The organism is Anaerocolumna aminovalerica (genome assembly GCF_900115365.1).
Taxonomy (GTDB): Bacteria; Bacillota; Clostridia; order Lachnospirales; family Lachnospiraceae; genus Anaerocolumna; species Anaerocolumna aminovalerica.
The window spans coordinates 62,695-83,877 of the sequence record NZ_FOWD01000012.1 but is presented as its reverse complement, the minus strand read 5'-3'; the positions used below and the strand labels follow the sequence as shown (position 1 = coordinate 83,877).

Below are 21,183 nucleotides of genomic sequence, written 5' to 3'. Positions count from 1 at the left end.
TCAGATTCTTCCATTATAATATATTAATCATGAGTCAAAATATATACCTTTACATTCTATATACAATTCCTATGTCAACATAACCCTTGTCTTTTAATTCTTTTAAAATAGGTTCCTTATTTTTCTTCCATCATTTCTTCCCATTTCTTCACATGCTTTTAGTCCATTTTTTCAGATAGTACCTCTTTATTTCTTTCGTTAGTTTTCCCAAAAAATAGTTGATACTGCAACAAGTATATCTTTATTTGTTGCAATATCAACTGTCTAATCTCTTGTATTAACTTGCTTTTCCTATAATTCCGGTTTATCTGGATCAGAATTATCCTCATCCTGATTTGTTCCTATAATTTTTTTCTTTATATGTTCCAATTCCTGTTTATATTTAGAAGATGATATTTGTGGAAAAGCCTTAATGATTCTGCTTTTACCAAAAAAGTTCTTGCTAAGAATTTTATCTCGTTGCTCTTTAAGATTTTCCAGCTGTTCTTTGGAACTTCTTAAATTGGATAGTACATTGGTTTTTAACTCTTCCGTTACCTTTTTTGATTCTTCCAATCGACTTGCAACCTTTATACTATTGGTAGAAATCTTCTTTCCAATACCATCGGAAAAATTATGTATTTTCACTGCTATTTTATTGGCTTCTTCTAGCTGCTTATTAATTTTAAGTACTGTCTGGGCTGTAGCAATTACATCAACCAATAGAATTAAGTAGAAAATCACCAGCATCCCCCATCCTATCTTAACTGGAATTACTGCTATAAAATGAATAATTCCCGGATGGACTATTTCCATAACAAACAGACATGCAAGCCCCCAAAGTACAGAAAATTTCAAACAAACATACCCTTTTATATTAAAGGGTATATCAGAGTAATCCCACCATCTTTGTTTAAATAGCATTTCTAATACCCATCCGGTAAGAAACTCTATTATTGTGGTGACAAGAACTGCTCCAATAAACAATATCCACTTATTCTCCTGTATAGGCGTTAGTAGACTAATAACCGCAGCCACACCGAATCCATATACAGGACATAATGGTCCATTTAAAAAGCCCCTGTTTACGAATTTTCCTAAATCCACCGCTGCAAATGCTACTTCCGTACACCATCCAAAAAAAGCATAAATTATAAAAAACCATAAATACTCATACATACACTTCACTCTACCTTTAAATTTATTGCAGTAACGTAATTACATTATTGGTTAACTGCATTTGTCTTTATTAAATACTATTAATAAAGGCATTTTATAATAACTTTAAATATTAGTCAATTAAGTGAACCTTAAAAAATTATTATAAAATAATATTTTAGAAAGTTGAAACCACAGGAATCCAGGTTAATATGAAGATTTAGCTTTATGGATAAGATTTTTTTTATTAAAATATAGCTTTATTTTAAGCATAAGTTTTTAGGATATCATTTAAAGCACTTTTGCTGCTGGTATGACTCCTTACAATTTCAGCATTTTTTCTTTCTGCTTCCACTACTGCACACCGAACCATTTTATGTGATACCGTATTGGTAAACAAAATAACCAGATCCGGTTCCCCAATCTGATCGCTAAGTTTGGCAGTCATCTGTGTAAATACTTTTGCCTTACATTTATACTGCTTACAAATTTCTTTATATTGACAGACCATTCTGTCATGACCTCCAATGATTACTACGCTCATATTATTGTCCTCCTATACTACTGCCTTTTGCAGCTTGTCTTCACTGATGGAGTTCCCGATCCATGCAGTTCGTTGAGCTTCAGCGTGATTCGGTCAAGAATAATTTCTCTTATACCTATACCGCAAGAAATTAATTTTATTAACCTCTCCCTTGCCTGTTCAAAACTCTGGTCAAACCGGTTACTAATGGTGCACATTTCATTGCTAATTGTGTTTCAATATTCCTTAGATTCATTTCCTGGATAATTTGAAATACTTCCTGACTCATAAATCCCTTCTTTCATGGTTAGTTATAACTAACTAATGTTTATATTATCTAATTTTATTCTGTTCGTCAAGTATGCTTAATGATACTTTTTTATCAATAACCTGCTTTCTAAAAATTAAGCCATGCTGATTGATTCTTTCTTCTCAATAAGCATGGCTTTCTCCACTTAACTCTCTATATGTGTTTTTCAGATTCTAATAACTATAGTGTCCACTCTGCTGACTTTGTCTGTAAATCCCATAATTTATGATATAATCCACCTGCATTTAAAAGTTCTTCATGAGTTCCTTCTTCTGCAACGCCTCCTTCAGCAAGTACTACAATATGATCTGCTCCTGCTATTGTCCGCATTCTATGGGCAATAACAAGTACTGTCTTGTTCCTAATCAACCTTGATAATGCTTTCTGAACCTTGGATTCATTCTCTACATCAAGTGATGCCGTTGCTTCATCAAGAAGTATAACGGGAGCATCTTTTAACAAGGCTCTTGCTATGGAGATTCTCTGCCTTTCCCCGCCGGAAAGAGTGGAACCATTCTCCCCTATCACTGTCTGATAACCCAAAGGCATCTTTTCTATGAATTCTTCGCACATTGCCATTTTAGCCGCATGAATTACTTCTTTATCAGTAGCCCCCCTTCTGCCCAGACGTATATTTTCCATAATCGTATTGTTAAACAGTACTACATCCTGAAATACAATGGCATAATTTCTTAAAAGTTCCTCCGGCTCAATTTCAGAAATATTAGTTCCTCCTATGGTGATCTTTCCGGACTGAACATCCCAGAATCTTGCAGCAAGCTTGCTTACGGTGCTTTTTCCGCCGCCGGATGGTCCTACTAATGCAGTAACTTCTCCCTGCTTAGCTATAAAACTTACATCATTCAATACATATTCCAAATCATCATTTTCCTTTTTATTATATGCAAATCCTACATGTTCAAAGCAGATATCATAATGTTCAAATTCTACATTCCCTTTACCAGTCTGTATTTTCTGGCTTTGAATCTCTTTCATTCGGTTAATCTTAAGTTCCGTTGCAAAAACAGCCGCCAAATTCTGCAATGCCATTGCCAGAGGATCAAATACTCTGGAAGCTGCTATAAGGAACATAAGAAGTGTAAGAAAATCAATCTTTCCAACCGTTATCAGCTTTGCTCCTGCTAAAACCAGTGTAGCTACTCCAACCCTTAATAACATCTGGGCTGATATAACAAATATGGCTGTATTCACTTCCGCCATTATGTTCATTTTTTCAGAGGTTCTCAGTGTTTTATCTACTTTTTCCAAATAGCGTTCTGACTGGTTATTTGCTTTTATTTCCCTGATTGTTTCCAGGCATTCCTGAATACTATCTGCACGTTCCAGCTTAGAATTATCATGCAGTTTATTGGCTTTATCCTGCTGTTTCCTTCCTCCTATGGTAATGGCAAAGGCTATAGGAACTACCCAAAGCAATGCTGCAGCCAATCTCCAATCAGTAATAAGAAGTCCGATTCCTACGATTACCACTGCCAAAACTGCTCCAAATAACTCCGGTATATAATGAGAAAAAGCGGTCTCTATTCCGGCACAATCTGTCATAATGGTAGTTGTCAAATCAGACAAATCTTTTTTTCCAAAAAATGATAACGGTATTTTTCTCATTTTTTCAGCAATACTGATTCTTTGATTGGCGCTTTCTTCGTAGGAGGATAAGAATGTAGCATCATACTGAATTTTTTCAAATATCCAAATAACTACCAGTATAATAACTGAAATTATAATGTACACATATAGTGGAAGTACTTTTTCCACTCCACCTATATAAGGAGCCAATAAAGCCCGCAGTACCGTATATAATAATCCTACAGGAAACATGAAGCTGATGTATGTTAAGGTACATGCAATAATCGCCTTCACCAAATCTTTTGCTCCTTTTTCACTCAAAGCAAATTTATTGATAAAATATTGTGTCATTTTAACCTCGATTCCGATGCTTTAGCACCTTTTAATAATGACAGCAATTCTATGCTCTGGCACAAACTGCTGGTTTCAAAACTTGTTAACTTACCTTCCCTTCCTTTACCTTCCATGAAATGGAGGTCTTATATTCTTCCCACATTCTCTGGTATAAACCGGCTTTTTTTATAAGCTGTTCATGTGTACCGCTTTCTTTGATTTTGCCCCCTTCTATTACCATAATTTTATCCGCATTCTTTACTGTAGACAGGCGGTGGGCAATCATTAATACGGTTTTTCCCTTCGCAAGTACTTCAAAAGCTTCCTGAATCTTATGCTCATTTTCCGGATCGGCAAAAGCGGTGGCTTCATCTAAAAGCACAATAGGAGCATCCTTTAATATAGCTCTTGCAAGTGCGATACGCTGCGCCTCACCTCCGGATAGATAAGTGCCTTTACTGCCCACTATGGTATCAATACCTTGGGGCATTTTATCAAATATTTCTTCACATTGCGCAGCCTTTGCTGCTTTCATAACCTGTTCTCTGGTTGCATCCGGTTTTGAGAAGCGGATATTTTCAAACAGACTGGTCTTAAATAGTCTTGTATTCTGGAACACAAAAGATACTTTATTCATCAATTCTTCCGTTGGAATGTCTCTGACATCCACCCCTCCTATGGTAATACTTCCCTGGGCAGTATCAAAGAAACGTGGGATCAGGGAAGCCACCGTTGTTTTTCCTCCTCCTGATGGCCCCACTAAAGCTGCCATACTTCCTTCTTTAATGGAAAATGACATATGATGAATCGCAGGTTGTGTGGTTCCCGGATAAGAAAAAGTTACATTATTAAATTCTATGTCCATCCGGGCCGGTGTTTTTCTCCCATTCCCTGTAGGTTCCTTTAGTACTTTTTCTTCCAATATACCATTGATTCTGGTTACCGCATCTTTTGCCAACATAAGATTTTCACTGGAGAACATAATTTTATTCATAATCACCGTTATGATTGGAGTAAAAATACAATAGAAAATAAAATCGGATAAAAACTTTTGTGGATTTACCGCTGCCCTTATCATCAAAATACCGGCCGGTATCAAAAGTGCAAAAACAGAATTCATGGACACGGTATAATTGCACATGGGAATCCGTAAACTGATCGTATAGTTTACTGCCCATTTTTTATACCCCATTATGGAATCATGAAAATTTTTAAAAGAAAATACAGTCTGTCCAAAGGTTTTTACCACAGGGATTCCTCTTATATATTCTACTGCTTCATTATTCATATCCTCCAAAGCATTCTGGTATTCCTTCATGGCTTCTGCCATATTAGGGCCCATCATACGGCTAAGAAAGAACATACTGATTATTATAGGGATTAAACTAATCAGCCCCAAACGCCAGTCAAAAGCAAACAGGAGAATCAACATTGCAACAGGAGTTACAAGTGCTCCGGCTAAATCCGGCAGTATGTGGGCTAGGAAAGTTTCTGTCTGTCCGGCACTTTCATCAATAATACGTCTTAATCTACCTGTCCCATTGGCATCGAAATATCCAAGGGGCAATTTTACAATGTGATGTAATGCTTTACTTCTCATATTTCTTGCGGTACGAAAGGCTGCAACATGTGTACACATCAATGCTCCTCCATAAACAAAAATCCCCACCAGTGCAAAGATAACAGCAATCCATCCATACTGTGTCAGATTCTTAACATTTTGAATATTCGGCATTGCTTTTAAAACTTCATAAGCAATTTTCCAAATACACAGAAACGGCACCAACATTAATACAGAACTGATACCTGATAATACGCATCCTAAATATGTCAGATATTTATAATTACCTGCAAAATCAAGGATTCTTTTTTGCTTGCTCTTCAATTACGACACCTCCACTTGTTAGTTACTTATGGTTAGTAATTTATAACGATTAGTATTAAACTAATGGTTAATGATAACTAATGGTTAGTTATTACTAACTGTCTTCTTTTAAAAAAAGCACCAAAGGGCGCTTTTCTTCTTAATTTCTTATTCATTTTATTTCTTTTATACATACTTATCTACTCCATTCCGCCGTAATTCACTCCATTCAGGCATAGTTTCTCTGCTTTTTCGAAATTCCTTAGGTGTAATCCCTATTACATCCTTAAATGCTGCTGAAAATTTACTTCCATTTTCATATCCAACACAATTGGCAATGTTTAGAATTGTTTTTTCTGTTTCCAATAACATTTTTGCAGCTTCCTGCATTCGATATTCTTTTATATATGCGTAGATTCCGCTGGCATACACTCCTTTAAAGCATTTTTTCATAGAGGTCAATGCTATGTCATGTTCTTTTGCAAGTTGTTGCAAGGTATACTTTTTATCCAGATTCTCTACTAATTGTTTCTGTATGTTTTTCACCTTTTGAACATGTATTTTTGAAAAGTATACTCTTTCCTCTTTTTCCTCCGGTTCACAAGCACTTAAAAATAAAATTACCTCTAATACTTTCAATCGAAAATATTCCTGTCTGATTTTTTCCGGAACATGATACAATTCATAGAAGATATGTTTCATGGACTTATTCTCCTGTGTCACATAAAACCCTTTGTCCCCGCAAAACCTTATAAATATCTTTTTTAAATCAATTTTATTTTTCCCAAACTGCTTATCCATTTCCCTCTGTGCAATTTTAGGGATAACTAAAATAGATATTCCATGATAATGTGAAACCGGAAAATAGGACTGATGACAAGTTCCGTCCTTCCGATTCATGGAAAAGTCGCCTTTTGCCATATAGAGATAATCTCCGCTATCAAATTCACACTCTATCCTTCCCTCATTACAGTGATTGATTTCATACATATCTTCCTGAGGCAAAACGTCTACATGAATTCCCTCCATATGTACATCGTTGTACACAATTGTAATTCCATCAAATACCTTATAACTGGTCATTTCTGCTTTTCCTGATTTGTCTATTATCTGATATAGAGACATATTGTCATTTCTTTCTAATACTTTTACTCTGCTTCCATAAAACAATTCTTCCTGCATTAAAGATTCCACATAGGTACCTCCTAAAACTGTTCTGAACTTTTGAACTTTTTATAACAAAAGCCATCATCACGGCAGCTTTACTACCATGTGACAGCTTTATGCATTTTATATATTCTCATTCACGCTTCACTTTTCTCACAACTGCACTGTTTTACAATCACACTGCGTATTTCCTGCCCATTCATATAACCGCATGCGGACAATCCGGCATGAATTACCGTATTCCACTTATTGGCTGACAAATGACAGAGGGTGTCATCATTAAATTCTACCGTACAGACATTTTCTACCTCACATTCAGCACCACAGGCAATCTTATACATGTTCTTCCGACTGATTGCTCCTATTTCCTCCAATGTATTTATCATACGGTATACAGTTGCTGTTCCAATCCTATTATCAATCTCCACTGCCCGATAGAAAATTTCCTTACAGCAGGAGCATTCTTCCTCTAGAATAATGTCCAGCAGGATCAGTCTTTGTTTTGTAATCCTACAGCCTTTTTCTTTCAGTTTTTGAAGTACCATTTCTCTCTGCATCTGTGTCCTGTGATAGTTTCTATGATCACGAGGCTTTTTTCCTAACTGCTTTACTTCCTGATCCACTGCATTCCTCCTACCTATGGCAATGACCTCCGCAATGCTTACAATCATTACCGCACTGTATTGATTTTCCATTCCGTTTATCACGAATCATACCTTTTACGATCAAAGATACAATACCTGCAACCACAATTCCTGTAATTAATGTACCCATATAAACCTCAATTCTGGCGCATTAGCACCCTTTTTATTAATGATAGTGAATTTGTTATACATAAATTTGCCGGTTGAAATCAAAGTTTTCAACCTGACCTCCATTATAGTGATCTAACCTTTTTATAGAAGGAGCCCGCATCATTAGACGCAGGCCCCATCTCATGCCGGACTGCTTTCTATTTTGCGCCAGCTATACCTTTTATATTTACATGTAATGTTTTACTTTCTTTATATGGTCTAAACAGCAGGTAGATAAATCCAAGAACAAGGACAAACGCTATTACTGTTCCAGCTCCAAAGGTTCCTGCTGTAACTAAGGTGCCGATTTGGAATACGCATAATGAAACAACATACGCAAGAATTGTCTGATATCCAACTGCAAACCAGAACCATTTTGCATTATTCATTTCTCTTCTGATTGCTCCCATGGCAGCAACGCAAGGAGCACATAAAAGATTAAATACCAGGAATGAATAAGCTGCTATGGCTGTCATACTTCCTGCCAAAGAACCCCAGATTTCCGCTCCGTCTTCTGCAACCTCTGTAAATCCATACAGAATACCAAAAGTTCCAACTACATTTTCTTTTGCAATAAGACCGGTAACCGCTGCAACCGCTGACTTCCAATTTCCCCAGCCAAGTGGTGTAAATAAAGGTGCTAATACATTACCAATCGATGCTAAAATACTACTATCAAGTTGTTCTGCTTCTAACAATCCAAAAGAACCATCTGCCCAGCCAAAACGCATTAAGAACCACACTACTATAGTCGATAAGAGAATAATGGTTCCTGCTTTTTTAATGAAAGACCATCCTCTTTCCCACATACTTCTTAATATATTTCCTACCGTAGGCATGTGATAAGCCGGTAATTCCATAACGAAAGGTGCGGTATCTCCTGCAAACATTTTTGTCTTCTTTAAGATAATACCGGAGCAAACAATTGCTGCAATACCTACAAAGTATGCACTGGGGGCAACCCACCATGCTCCTCCGAACAACGCACCTGAAATCAGAGCAATAATAGGAAGTTTTGCGCTGCAAGGTATAAAGGTGGTAGTCATAATTGTCATCTTACGGTCTCTGTCATTCTCAATGGTTCTGGATGCCATAATACCCGGAACCCCACAGCCGCTTCCGATAAGCATTGGAATAAAGGATTTACCGGAAAGACCGAATTTACGGAAAATCCTATCCATAATAAAGGCAACTCGCGCCATATATCCGCAGGCTTCCAAAAAGGCAAGAAATGCGAATAAAATAAGCATCTGCGGAACGAAGCCAAGAACCGCACCAACACCAGCTACAATACCATCAATAATAAGACTCTGTAACCAGTCAGCACATCCTATTGCATTTAAAGCTGATTCTATCAGCACCGGTATACCGGGAACTTCCGTTCCAAAGAAACTCCAACTATCACCGAATAAGCCCTCATTAGCCCAATCCGTTGCCCATGTACCCACCGTTGTTACAGAAACATAATATACAAGGAACATAACCGCTGCAAAAATCGGAAGTGCCAGCCATCTGTTTGTAACAATCCGGTCAATTTTATCCGAGGTAGTCAGCTTTTCTTTTCTGCTTTTTGTACAGCATTCATCAATAATAGATGAGATATATACATATCTTTCATTGGTAATAATACTTTCTGTATCATCATCAAATTCTTTTTCAAGGTCATTAATTTCAACAGCCACATCCGGTGCCTGTTTCATCTGTTTTTGAATCTTCTCGTCTTTTTCCAACAATTTGATTGCAAAGAATCTTTTCTGTTCTTCCGGAACCTCCATTCCCAATTTATCTTCCACGGAACGGATTGCAGACTCAACCTCCGCTGCAAACTCATGAACCGGTACGCCGGCTTCCTTCTTTCTTGCAAGAGCAACTGCTTTTTCTGCTGCTTTCTGAATTCCGGTTCCTTTTAATGCAGAAATTTCTACTACATCGCAACCTAATTTTTTACTGAGTTTATCTATATGTATCTTATCACCTGTCTTTTCCAACACGTCAATCATATTAACAGCCATGATTACCGGAATTCCCAGTTCCATTAATTGTGTAGATAAATATAGATTTCTCTCAATATTGGTTCCGTCCACTATATTCAAGATTGCATCCGGTCTTTCACTGATCAGATAATTTCTTGCTACCACTTCTTCTAATGTATATGGAGACAGTGAATAGATTCCCGGCAAATCCGTAATTGTAACATCTTTATTCCCCTTTAACTTACCTTCTTTCTTTTCTACTGTTACGCCAGGCCAGTTACCAACGAACTGGTTGGAGCCTGTCAGTGCGTTAAATAATGTTGTCTTACCACTATTTGGATTACCTGCAAGTGCAATTTTTATTGACATCTTATTTCTCCTTCTGCCCAATGGCTATGTTTGTTATTCCTATCCCTTATTTGCTTTCCCTGTCATTTGTTAGTCTCTACTAACCTTTGACAAAAAAAAATTACTCTACTTCTATCATTTCAGCATCTGCTTTTCGAAGTGATAATTCATATCCCCTAACAGTCACTTCTACCGGATCACCAAGTGGTGCTACTTTTCTGACAAAAACATCAACTCCCTTAGTGATTCCCATATCCATGATACGTCTCTTTACCGGTCCCTCTCCGGTAAGCTTCTTCACCTTTACGGTTTGTCCACAGTCTACTTCCCTTAATGTTTTCATAATTACCTCGATTCTGGCGATTTAGCGCCTTTTAATAAAGACAGTAACTTTGTGCACCGGCACAAATGGCGGTTGAAAAAACAAGTTTTTTCAACCTGGTTCCGTTGCATGCCCTATCTGCTTGAAGATGGGACGCTGCTACAAATAGGGTGTGAATTATGCATTTCAATAATTCATGATCCTACTTTCATGTTATATATAATGAATCTTACTAAACCATTATCTTGTTAGCCATGTCTTTTCCGATAGCAACTCTGGAATCTTTCACATTCACAATCATATTGCCTCCTATTACAGACACAACGGTAACAATACTTCCTGCAACAAATCCAAGGTTCTCTAAAAACCTTCTTGTTTCTTCTTTTCCGCCAACTTTTTTTATTGTATTATGTTCTCCTACTTTCACCATTGTTAACGGCATAATCTCATCCTCTTTCTTATACAATTTTATTAATATTGATAAAGATTTTCATTTTCATATATTAGTATATGCGAACCAATATTAGTTGTCAAGAACTTTTTTGTACATTTCTTCTCAATAAAATTAGGTATAAATTTATGGTACATCCCAATGTATACTAGCTGAAATTTCTATCTGTACCCAAATTGAATGAATACTTTTTTGCATTTTTATAGGTAAATTCTCTCTTCCGGAAACAATTGAATAAATCTAATTTTCATGGTATACTAACTTAAATTCGACACAGCTAACAAGTTTAAATATCTAGAATGTGAGGTGTTAACAAGATGAATATAAATGAATCTGCTGAAAATTATTTGGAAACTATTTTGGTATTAAGTAAAGAACTCCCTGTTGTCCGTTCAGTGGATGTAGCCAACGAACTGGGATTTAAGAAATCAAGCGTTAGTATTGCCATGAAAAACTTACGTGAGAAAAATCATATTACCGTCACGGATGCAGGCTTTATCTATCTGACAGATTCCGGAAAAGACATTGCAGAAATGATTTATGAAAGACATCAGCTTCTTTCTTCCTTGCTTATAAAACTTGGTGTTGATGAGAACATCGCTGCTGAAGATGCATGTAAAATTGAGCATGTACTCAGTAAAGAAAGTTTTGAGGCTATAAAAAAATATGCGAAGTAAGAAATACTTCTTTTTCCGTTGATTCTATAGTAGTACCGGATTGCAGGAAATAAACCTGCTGTTTGGAATATTGAATTGAACTGTTTCAAAGTCTGTGAAACTCAAAAAGCTGATATAAGTTTTTATAATATTTATGGGCAAGGCCATTTTCCGGTGGTTCTTGCCTATACTTGTATTATAAACTATTTTTAAGGTTGCCAAAAAAGACTCCCCTTAGGCAGTCTCTTCCATCCATTTATCCGGTTCATTTAATACAATCTCAAACTGCCTGGGAGAAACCGGTTAGTCCATCACAGGTACAGTCAGAATATTCCTCACTCCCTATCCTCCTCTCATGCTAATTGCATCCTAACATACATATATAAAAATATTTATAGCAAACTTTGATTATATAGATCCACAATAAAAGTTTCAAAATTTTCCCTTTGGGAATGGGTGTTATCTAAATAAATATCTTTTGAAAACACTTCAGCATTTAAATAATGGGCATCTAATGAATCGATATTATAGAAATTCCTACTTTCATATAAATCTTTTAATGTTTTACCTATTTCTAATAATTTATTATAATGTGGTCCAACTGAAAATCCTTTCATTAAATTTTTATCTACATATGAGTTTCCAAAAAATAATGACTTAACAAGCCAGCCTTTATCTGCACTTCCATCTTTAGTAGTATTTGTTAAGATATAATTTATATTATCTGAGAATTCTGTAAATCTTCCCGTTTTGGTTTTTATTCCAACTATAGGATACCACAAGCCTTTAATTTTTCCGCTATAGGTTCCAGATGACCTATAAAATGCCAAGGTTACTCTTTCTATTCCATAAATGTATTTAATATTAACATCAATTAAACCAATCATTCTAAAAGGTTCGACTGTATATATATTTGCTCTAAAGCTATCAAGATATATGTTTAATATTTTAACAGAACTTCTCACAATGACGTCTCCTTATAATTATTATTTTTTTATATTTAAAATAAACCATGTAATGTTGTAGCATTTTCATCACATGGTTTATATTAAAGTTTATTTATTTTTTATTATTTCCAGCTGTTCTTTAATATCTTTTATATCTTTATATCTTTCTTCAATACCCATCAGTCTTTTTAAAAATATTTTTTCATCTATGTTTAGTTCAAGTTCTTCAAACCAAGGCCTTTCTTCAGAATTAGTTTCTGTATACGATGAATAATATAAGAAAATAAGGAAATCACCTATCCACCAATAATCTATCTCTTTTAAATATCTGTCATTATCTATAAATCTAGCTAATCCAAAATCAATTAAAGCTATCTCTTTATTCTTTTTTAAAATCACGTTGGGAAGTCTGATATCCCGGTGTACAATGTTATTATTCTGTAAAATCTCCACTAATTCAAGAAGCTGACTCCCCACATTATAGATTTCATCTTTACTAAAAATGTGTTTGTCTTCTACAATTAAATCTTCAAACACTGTTCCATCTATATATTCTAATACATAACATTCTCCATATTTATCTTCAAATTTAGAAATAAATTTTGGAAAACATGAATAATCCAGACTTCGTAATGTTTTTTCCTCATAGAATAAATTTTCATTGGTCTCTTTATTCGACTCTTTTTTTATTTGTTTCAGTACATACTGTTCATTTTGGTCATTTGTAACTAAATACGCTATACCATATCGTCCTTCACCTATGATTTTACGAACTAAATATCCATTTACCCTATCATTGACTTTGTAATAGTTTTCCATGTCTTCTAGATTATACATATTTAATTAAATAATTACCAATGTCTTCTGTCCGACATGCTGAAGCGTCTTCTGTCTGATTCACTGAAACGTCTTCTGTCTGATTCACTGAAGCGCCTTCTTTCTGATACGCCTCCTAATCTTCTGTCTGATTCACTAAAACGTCTTCTGTCTGATAGGCTTCTTGACCTACTATCAGATCTATCACTAAATCTATAGAAATTGTGGCCAAAATCATTTCTACTCATATAAACACCTCCCGAAATTTATTTAGATATAATATAGCAAAACTATATTATGCCTGATATATATTATGACATAATGTGATGTTTTGTTACATTATAAATAATATTTCGACAAATGTATTATCCCTACTAGAATAGTATTTTTATTTATCTTACTGGGTTAGTAAATAACTATCCCTTAAACACAATGCCCCATATCCCAATGTGGGATTAGGATACTCTCTCTCTATACTCAGATGCCTCGCACCGGCGATAAGATATGCTCTGGTCTTCTCTCCGTAAAAGTACGGATCATTCCCATTGACAATTCCCCATTCCATTAGCAAGGCAATGCTTCCTGTTACAAAGGGTGTAGCCATGGAAGTCCCTGATCTGGTGGTGTATCCACCTCCCGGTGAAGCAGCGGTTATGTCTACTCCCGGTGCAACCAGATCCGGTTTAACCATAATACTACCACGAGGATAACCTCTGCCTGAAAAATATGCGAAGCTGTCATTATGAGCATCATAAGCTCCTACGGCAATGGCTCTTTCTGCGGTAGATGGTATGGTTAAAGTAGTATTTTCGGTTGGCCTTAGAAATCTGGTCTGAGGACTTATTACCCCTCCGGCAGGGAGCCAAAGATCATAATTTCCAACTACAATTCTTCTCGGAACCAGCTCAATCTTCCAAATACCTGATTCCACATAATCTCTGGTTGGGATGAATTCAATATAGATCTCCTGTTGAATATTGTAGGGCAAAGGCTCACCGTAGAATAAATATATTTCCGTAGGTCCAATGGTAAACCGCTGAGTGCCTAATCTCTCAGGAATAGGACCCACCCTGATTCCACTTGGAGCAATCAGTGTTATATCAAATTGATCATAGAAGTTCTTCCATATCTGAAGGTTAAAGGTATCCTCAAATTCCCCAACGGCTAACTCAATGACTACAGGCTCACCCAGTATTCCTCTGGCTAGAAAACCTCCGGTATGTTTTCCGGCTGTTCCTTCATTACCTGTTCCAACTACAATATTCATCTTCCAGCGGTTGGCAATATCGCTAATATAAGTTTCCAATAAGGACAAACCGTTATGAGTCCCATAATTATTCCCAAAACTTAAGTTCACAACTAAGGGCATATTTAATTCAATGGCTCTTTTTACAACATAATCAATTCCCTGCATCAATTGGGTAGTTCTGGGGAAAGAATCTCCAACAGAAGTCCCAAGCTTCACTACAATCAATTCACTTTGGGAAGCTACTCCCCTATATCTTCCGTTACTTCCACGTCCATTTCCTGCTGCAATAGAAGCAACATGGGTACCATGTCCGCTAATATCTGTACTTGGCAACACACTAAGCCTTTCCCCTAAATTTCTAATTTGTAAGGCTTGATTAATTTCTTCTCTTGTATAAAGGGTTCCTATTGCATACCCTTCCGGAGGGTTACCAGGTATTGTTTGATCCCATAAGTCAATTATTCTGGTGGTTCCATCTTCATTTCGAAAATCCGGATGGGAGTAATCAATGCCTGAATCAACTATTGCTACCAGAACACCTCTGCCAAACAAATTAATCTGGGGTGTTTGCAGCGGATTAATGCAAGAAGCTGCCCTTCCTTCATTTACCGTATAGAACAGTCTCCTGGGTTTCTCTATAAATTCTATTTCTTCAAAAGCAGATAAGAGGTCAATCAGATCCTCTCTAATTGTAATAATTGCATATTCATTTTGCAGAGGTACTACAGTAAGTTCCAATTCCTCCGCAATTCTACTAATATCTCCGCTGTATTTTACAATTAACTCCCATGTTCTTATTTCAGGGATATATCCTACATTCAGATCTAAGGTTCTTTCTCTAACCTGTTCTGAAACATCAAGAGCAAGATTTAATTGGTTGTCTGCTTTTCCGATAGGCATAACAAACCTCTCACATACTTTTATTATTTTAATATATGCTATGGCTTTAATTGTGAATACATACTTTTAGAAAATTCAATTTTGATTTATATTTACTTGCCTTTCTAAATTACAAAAAATCATAGAAAGCTTTATATTATAATTAAATCATTAATGACTGGTACATTATTCTTACTATCTTTTTCACCTCATTTTTCTTCAGTATAAAAGGCGGAAGTATTAAAACCGATGAGGTAATCCCTTCCACATAAGAACATCCTGCAATACAGCCTGACATATAGATTTTCTGCTGTACACCGCTAAGTTCTTCCTGGCTTATGGGCTTATTCGTATCCGGATTAACAATATCAATTGCTATCATAAGACCGCTGATTCTTATATCATGAATGTTATTAAGACCATCTAATTCTTTCAGCAACATTTCCTTAAATAGACTGCTTAATATATTTACCCTCTCAGTAATATTATCACTTAACATTTTTTTAATATTGGCGATAGCTGCTGCAATACATATTGGATTGCCGTTTTGTGTTGATAAATGAAATAGTAAAGTATCCTTATCTATAAATTCCCGGACTATTTTTTTCGTTACACATACAGCTCCTAAGGGTAAATAACCATTATTGATTCCTTTTGAAAGGGTAATAATATCTGGTTTTATATTATACTTTTGAAAACAGAACATACTGCCTGTTCTACCAAAGCCCGTTGCTACTTCATCACATATTAGCAGAATATCCTCATCTTTACAAAATTGGCTTAATGCCAGTAAATATTCTTTAGGTAATTCCATAACTCCCCCTGAGGCAATAACAGGTTCAATAAGGACACCACATAATTTATCCTTTATACTATCCAGTTCTTTATATAAGGTATCCAACATTTCTTTTAAACAGTAGTCAGACACATTTCCTGATTTACAGCATCTGCAAAAAGGCAATGGTAAAGTAACAAATCCATCTAACATTGGCCCGTATCCTTCTTTAAAAGAGTTTTCATAACCGGATGCAGACATGGCTCCATAATAACTTCCATGATAAGAATTGGGCATAACAGCAATCAGATGTTTCTCTTTACCTTTTAAAGCAGAATATTTCCTGCTGATTTTTATAGCCGCCTCTATAGATTCGGAACCGGTACAGGTGTATATGATTTTACTGATTTCATCATGGGTAATGGTACATAACAAAGTTGCCAATTCCTCATTTTGATGATAATTAATTGTGATAGGATTTGCATAAGGCAGAATATCCATTTGCTCAATAATAGCATTTTTTATATCCTGATCTGAATATCCGTAATGCATGTTCCAAAGTCCGCTATATGCATCTATGTACTGCTGTCCATTGGAATCATAAAGATATACACCTTCGCCCCGGACTATATCTAACCTTCCCTGAGAATTGACTTTATTAAAAGGTTTCCAACAGGTACTCTCATCAACCATGGCTATCCCCCTTTTTTGCTATTACAAAATTTATATCGTAATTATCAATAGGAATGACCTGTTGCCGTTCTATTACCATACCTGCACTGTTTAACATGGATACAACATCCTCCGGTACAATTATTTTTTTATCGGTATAAGAAATGTACTGTTTCATATGACTGTGGTTATCTATATCCTGTCCATAAAAATTTGCTATGGCCCGTCCTTGTATGTAATTCACAAATTCCTGCATTATAATAAGAGATGTATTATTATCTTCCTTTTTTGTAATTGTCATCATATCTGATTTATATTTTGTATCACCAAAATCACAACGGTAATCAAATATGAATCTTCCCGACGGCTTCAGGCAGGCCCTGATTTTGTTCATAAGCTGTATTAACCTTTCTTCATCATCCGCCAGGATACAGATTGTAGTAGCAGGGAGTATAACAAGGTCATACTCTTTCCTAAAATCAGCGGTAAATATATCTCCTTTTTCGCAATGAATTCTTTTATGTATATTTTTAGGCAAATGTCTTAACCTATTATGAAGTTTTTCCAACATACTATCGGATAAATCATAACCATCTACCAATAATCCCATCTCTGCCAGCTTAGTGGTTATTCTCCCATTTCCACAGCAAAGTTCGAGAACTTCCCTTCCTTCACCTTTTAAAGCTTCCATCCCATAAAGCTCGATTTCCTCGGGAACCCCATCCATTAGGTCATACATTTCAACAAAATGGCCATCATAAAATTCTACTTCTTCTATGGTATGTTCATATAGTTGTAAAATATCTTTAAAAACTTCAAAATAATATTTCATTAGACTATTTTACCTTCCTTAATAATTTTCAAAGCTTCGTATACGTGCTCCCTTGCTTCATCCTTTGGAACATGGAATTTATCGGAATACTTATCAACTATTATTTCTGCATCCACTCCCCTGACATATCCTTCTGCTATGTAAACCAATCTGGCTTCCGTTCGGATGATCTTAGGCATTTTATAACTAATCACATAATAATCCTTATTTAGCACAAATGCAGTGAAGATGCTGGTTAATTTAACATCTTGATTTGTTTCCATATATTCAAAAACAAGGGGATGTTCTAAATTACTGATTTCTAATTGGTCCATGGGAATACCAGCGAATATCTTATTTTGCCTTACCATGTCAGAGAACAGTGTGAACTTGAAGACATAATCAAGTAAAAGGGGATAGGATCTCATGGTACTGCAATACAGCTCAGTTTCTAAAGGATCCGGCAACATAGCACATTTTGAGCAATAATGATTTACCGGACATTCCGTACAATTTCTTTTCAGCCTTTCTCTATTTGATATCATAGAAGCATTTTTAACTATTTCGAAATATTCATCTGTCACTTTTCCAATATTCGTAGAGCAGTTTGGACAGGGCTGTACATTAAAATCACTATCTATTTTACATCTGGATAATTTAAAGAGCCCGCACCCCTGATTGCTCCAACTGCAACTATTTACTAATCTGCAATTTTTCTTAACTAATTTTCCTGTCTTTCCAAAATATTCAATATCTTTTATAAGTGCTTCTATATCTTCCCTGTCAGAAATCTCTAAATATGTATAGGGATTATCTGTTTCTAAATATTCAGAATATTTCAGCCGGTTGATTGGGGCATGGTTTATCTTATTATCATAGCTGATATGGCTGTCTGACCACTGATGTATATGTGAAAAAATAGGGCTGTCTGTTTCTTGTTTTAAATTAGACCAGAATTGTGTACTTGGTTTATCCACATGAAATATAAGAGCATTGTTAATATTCATCAAGTCATATGAAATCTCCTGGAAAGGTAAAGAAACATCTTTCTCAATCTCCATATGTTTTATACTGGATATGTAGTTAGAACCGGGATAACTTCCTGTTAAAAACATATCAAAGCCATTTTGCATGGCTGTTAGATGCTCTTCTGTAGGAGTAGAAAAAGTATTGATTATGGTATTTATATGAATGGTGTTGTTAGATTCCAAATCATACTTTTTACTAAATTGTTTTAAACTGGAGAAAACTTTAATACGGTTATTATATAATTCCATATAGCCATAATCTTTTATAAGTTCACAGATAATAGAAACACTAACATTACCCTCCCAGAATAATCTTTTTAGTATTGCTAAAACTAAATTACAATTATTTTGATTTAGATAAATTAATATAATTTCCGGATTTTCATCTAAAATATTTTCTGCCAGATCATCGACGCTATTCAAACTATCCTCAGGACAGTTTATAATTTCATACTGGTCTTTGAGTTCTTCCATATCGCTTTTTATAAATTGGAATAATCCATCTGCTTGCCCTATGTTTACAACTAACAATTCTTTCACACTTACACCCCCATATGGTTTTAACCTAATTTGTTTCCAGAAGTCTATTCAGTACTTCTTTTATTTTTGTTTGTTCTTCATATTTTTTCCCATCCATAGTGATTATGTAATTTAATCCGGTTACCGGAATACATAACTCAATATTTGACCCGTTACTTTGTTTTATATGTATTTCTTCTTCAGAATTTCCTTTGGATAAATTCACATATTCACCGGCGTATATATTATCACCTATACTAACTGCAATATAATTTATCATGCTCATATACCTCCAAAAATTTGTTCACATCCAGATAGCTCTTATTTTTGTATATGATTTCTTCTACCTCATTCTGGGGTATGATAACGTAAATACCCAATCCCTGATGAATCAGAGCTTTAAAGGTATGTTCTAAAACAAGTAAATTAATACTAAAATAACTTAAATGTTGAATCGTCCGAAATATTATCATCTTTATAACCATGCTCCTTTCAAAGTCTGGTGAATTTATGCGTAGTACAATCTCCGGTTGAAGAATGAATTTCTATCAACCTTTCCGACATAATGCCCGCATGGGGTGGCATCTAAAATAATAGATGAAAAAGTTCAAAATGAGAATTCCAATAGATTTTAATTTTGGAGTTCTTCCGAATGGAAGACATGGTCTTCCATTTGTGAAGAAGCTTTTCCTTCACACTTCCCCCTTATGTAAATGAATTTGCCAAGTTACGAAGTTCCTCCAGTCTGGCTTTATTAAAATGTTCTGTTTCAATTACCGGTGTTATTAAATCATAATTGGAGTAATCTCTATCCGTAATTCTTAAACCTATCTTATCTGCGTTTTCATACTGCCAGGTTCCCGGAAATGGTGTATTTACGGATATTCCATATTCCACATTAGGATTTAGCTTTCTAAGTCTTTTAGCTAATTCAATGGTTTCCATCATTGTCTCTTCCGTATCACAAAAATGTCCCAGAATCAGGCTTAAAAAAATACCAATTTTATATTGTTTAATATAATCAACGATCCTTTCCAGATGACTTAATTTAATATTCTTCTTAATTTTATTTAATACCTCTTGATTTCCGCTTTCTACCCCAAATTGTATGGAGAAACAGTCTGTAGAGGCTATCAAATCAATGATTTCTTCATTCATAACATCCACTCTTGACTCACAGCTCCACTTCATTTTTAACTTATACTCATTACATAAGGAACACCATTCCCTTACACGTTTTACATTCACTGTAAAAGTGTCATCAATAAAATATAATTTATCCGTATCCGGTTCCATCTGATTATAAATGACCTGGCATTCCAAGAAAACATTTTTAATATTGCGCATTCTATATTTAGCCCCGGATATAGCGGAAGCAGAACAATAAATACATTTGGCCGGACATCCTTTACTGGAATAAATAGATACTATGGATCTATAACGTTTTGTATCCACCCTTTCTCTATTAATAATGGGAAGGAGGTTAAGGTCTGAAACTACTTCTCTGTTTTCGTTTTGTATCTTTCTTTCACCCTGGGAATAATATAAACCTTTAATTTTATCTAAAGATATTAAATTATCTCCCATTTCAAGGTGAAGCATTAATTCCAGAAAAGTTGCTTCTCCGTCCCTTGATAAAACAAAGTCTACATTCTGGTTTTTAATAATTTCTTCCGGACGAAGGGTTGCATGAGGACCCCCTACTGCTATTTTAACATTTCTAAATTGTTTCTTAATGATTCGGATAAATTTCAGCATTGTGTTTAAATTCTCCGTATAAGCAGTAAAGGCAATCATTGTAACCCCTTTTTTATCAATATAATCAAATAATTCTCCATAATTGATTTCATTATAGTTATAATCCAATATCAAAGCTTCAAAATCAAACATGGACAAATAATCTGTGATAGCCAACAAGCCAAGTGCCGGATTATATTGAAAACTATTATCTACAAAATCCTGCATGGTAGAGTGACAAGGCAGATTAATCAAAAGTACCTTATTCTTCATAGACTCCCTCCT

22 protein-coding genes are annotated in these 21,183 nt (G+C 35.2%); 1 reads left to right on the top strand and 21 read right to left on the bottom strand.

Annotated elements, in window-relative coordinates:
- Positions 1-291: 291 nt before the first annotated feature.
- The 11 genes from BM183_RS08715 to BM183_RS08670 form a co-directional block, all read right to left on the bottom strand.
- Positions 292-1,158 (bottom strand): putative ABC transporter permease, encoded by an 867-nt coding sequence (locus BM183_RS08715; protein ID WP_091686166.1) that lies wholly within the window; start codon positions 1,156-1,158, stop codon positions 292-294.
- A 244-nt stretch (positions 1,159-1,402) separates the two neighbouring features.
- Complete coding sequence (locus BM183_RS08710; RefSeq protein WP_091686165.1) at positions 1,403-1,681, bottom strand: DUF2325 domain-containing protein; 279 nt, start codon at positions 1,679-1,681, stop codon at positions 1,403-1,405.
- A 139-nt stretch (positions 1,682-1,820) separates the two neighbouring features.
- Positions 1,821-1,949: a hypothetical protein gene (locus BM183_RS21245; protein ID WP_276326326.1), complete on the bottom strand. Its 129-nt coding sequence runs from the start codon at positions 1,947-1,949 to the stop codon at positions 1,821-1,823.
- Between the two features lie 201 nt (positions 1,950-2,150).
- A complete protein-coding gene (locus BM183_RS08705) occupies positions 2,151-3,908 on the bottom strand; it encodes an ABC transporter ATP-binding protein (RefSeq protein ID WP_091686163.1) in 1,758 nt (585 codons plus the stop codon).
- An 85-nt stretch (positions 3,909-3,993) separates the two neighbouring features.
- Positions 3,994-5,775 (bottom strand): ABC transporter ATP-binding protein, encoded by a 1,782-nt coding sequence (locus tag BM183_RS08700; protein ID WP_242960934.1) that lies wholly within the window; start codon positions 5,773-5,775, stop codon positions 3,994-3,996.
- A 165-nt stretch (positions 5,776-5,940) separates the two neighbouring features.
- On the bottom strand, positions 5,941-6,948 hold the full coding sequence (locus tag BM183_RS08695) for a helix-turn-helix domain-containing protein (protein WP_091686162.1): 1,008 nt from the start codon (positions 6,946-6,948) through the stop codon (positions 5,941-5,943).
- A 110-nt stretch (positions 6,949-7,058) separates the two neighbouring features.
- Complete coding sequence (locus BM183_RS08690) at positions 7,059-7,478, bottom strand: transcriptional repressor (protein WP_242960940.1); 420 nt, start codon at positions 7,476-7,478, stop codon at positions 7,059-7,061.
- Between the two features lie 76 nt (positions 7,479-7,554).
- The gene (locus BM183_RS08685) at positions 7,555-7,695 is read right to left on the bottom strand and encodes a FeoB-associated Cys-rich membrane protein (protein WP_091686159.1); all 141 of its coding nucleotides are present in this window, start codon (positions 7,693-7,695) and stop codon (positions 7,555-7,557) included.
- A gap of 178 nt (positions 7,696-7,873) precedes the next feature.
- Positions 7,874-10,057 carry a ferrous iron transport protein B gene (gene feoB, locus BM183_RS08680; RefSeq protein WP_091686157.1) on the bottom strand — a complete coding sequence of 728 codons (2,184 nt, stop codon included), beginning with the start codon at positions 10,055-10,057 and terminating at the stop codon, positions 7,874-7,876.
- Between the two features lie 100 nt (positions 10,058-10,157).
- Positions 10,158-10,379, bottom strand: a complete 222-nt coding sequence (locus tag BM183_RS08675) for a FeoA family protein (RefSeq protein ID WP_091686155.1) — start codon at positions 10,377-10,379, stop codon at positions 10,158-10,160.
- 211 nt (positions 10,380-10,590) lie between these two features.
- Positions 10,591-10,803: a FeoA family protein gene (locus BM183_RS08670; protein WP_091686216.1), complete on the bottom strand. Its 213-nt coding sequence runs from the start codon at positions 10,801-10,803 to the stop codon at positions 10,591-10,593.
- Between the two features lie 323 nt (positions 10,804-11,126).
- Here BM183_RS08670 and BM183_RS08665 point away from each other — a divergent pair, with 323 nt between their 5' ends.
- Positions 11,127-11,486, top strand: a complete 360-nt coding sequence (locus tag BM183_RS08665; RefSeq protein WP_091686153.1) for a metal-dependent transcriptional regulator — start codon at positions 11,127-11,129, stop codon at positions 11,484-11,486.
- A 371-nt stretch (positions 11,487-11,857) separates the two neighbouring features.
- Here BM183_RS08665 and BM183_RS08660 read toward each other — a convergent pair whose 3' ends face one another.
- From BM183_RS08660 to BM183_RS08620, 10 genes are all read right to left on the bottom strand, one after another.
- Positions 11,858-12,430, bottom strand: a complete 573-nt coding sequence (locus BM183_RS08660) for a hypothetical protein (protein ID WP_091686151.1) — start codon at positions 12,428-12,430, stop codon at positions 11,858-11,860.
- Positions 12,431-12,520: 90 nt separating this feature from the next.
- Positions 12,521-13,231: a protein kinase family protein gene (locus BM183_RS08655; RefSeq protein ID WP_091686214.1), complete on the bottom strand. Its 711-nt coding sequence runs from the start codon at positions 13,229-13,231 to the stop codon at positions 12,521-12,523.
- 32 nt (positions 13,232-13,263) lie between these two features.
- A complete protein-coding gene (locus BM183_RS20495; RefSeq protein ID WP_139221499.1) occupies positions 13,264-13,476 on the bottom strand; it encodes a hypothetical protein in 213 nt (70 codons plus the stop codon).
- 149 nt (positions 13,477-13,625) lie between these two features.
- Complete coding sequence (locus BM183_RS08650) at positions 13,626-15,377, bottom strand: S8 family peptidase (protein WP_091686149.1); 1,752 nt, start codon at positions 15,375-15,377, stop codon at positions 13,626-13,628.
- A 142-nt stretch (positions 15,378-15,519) separates the two neighbouring features.
- Positions 15,520-16,824, bottom strand: a complete 1,305-nt coding sequence (locus BM183_RS08645) for an aminotransferase family protein (protein ID WP_091686147.1) — start codon at positions 16,822-16,824, stop codon at positions 15,520-15,522.
- Complete coding sequence (locus tag BM183_RS08640; protein ID WP_091686145.1) at positions 16,817-17,635, bottom strand: class I SAM-dependent methyltransferase; 819 nt, start codon at positions 17,633-17,635, stop codon at positions 16,817-16,819. The genes BM183_RS08645 and BM183_RS08640 overlap by 8 nt, the downstream gene beginning before the upstream one ends.
- Positions 17,635-19,182, bottom strand: coding sequence for an SPASM domain-containing protein (locus tag BM183_RS08635; RefSeq protein WP_091686143.1), 1,548 nt, complete (start codon positions 19,180-19,182; stop codon positions 17,635-17,637). The genes BM183_RS08640 and BM183_RS08635 overlap by 1 nt, the downstream gene beginning before the upstream one ends.
- Before the next feature lie 25 nt (positions 19,183-19,207).
- Entirely contained in the window at positions 19,208-19,441 is a 234-nt protein-coding gene (locus BM183_RS08630) for a hypothetical protein (protein WP_091686142.1), read from the bottom strand.
- Positions 19,419-19,634 carry a hypothetical protein gene (locus BM183_RS08625; RefSeq protein ID WP_091686140.1) on the bottom strand — a complete coding sequence of 72 codons (216 nt, stop codon included), beginning with the start codon at positions 19,632-19,634 and terminating at the stop codon, positions 19,419-19,421. The genes BM183_RS08630 and BM183_RS08625 overlap by 23 nt, the downstream gene beginning before the upstream one ends.
- 232 nt (positions 19,635-19,866) lie before the next feature.
- Positions 19,867-21,171 (bottom strand): B12-binding domain-containing radical SAM protein, encoded by a 1,305-nt coding sequence (locus tag BM183_RS08620; RefSeq protein ID WP_091686139.1) that lies wholly within the window; start codon positions 21,169-21,171, stop codon positions 19,867-19,869.
- Between the last annotated feature and the right edge of the window lie 12 nt (positions 21,172-21,183).